At 60.8% G+C, this 240-nt stretch carries 1 pseudogene; it reads right to left on the reverse strand.

The annotated features are described in order from the left end of the window. A pseudogene (locus tag QN399_RS26635) lies at positions 1 to 240 on the reverse strand (hydrogenase formation protein HypD); the annotation flags it as partial.

Here is a 240-nt window from a genome sequence, read left to right on the forward strand (position 1 = left end):
GGGCTTTTCCGGGGAACAGGCAGTACCGAAGACTTTGCATTCCCAAGGCTTGATCCGTCCGGTAAGCACCGATCCGCATTCACAAGCGGGGGGGTCGGGAACCCGCACTCCCGGTACCTTGTACAGCCGCTCGGCATCCCAGGCGGCGAATTCCTCGGAAATCCCCATCCCGGAGTAGGGCATCCACCCGAGACCGCGCCACTCGAAAGTGTCACGAGTGGAAAATACCCAATCCAGGAG

Origin of the sequence: Pseudomonas sp. 10C3, assembly GCF_036346185.1 — a bacterium.
In the GTDB taxonomy this organism is placed as follows: Bacteria; Pseudomonadota; Gammaproteobacteria; order Pseudomonadales; family Pseudomonadaceae; genus Aquipseudomonas.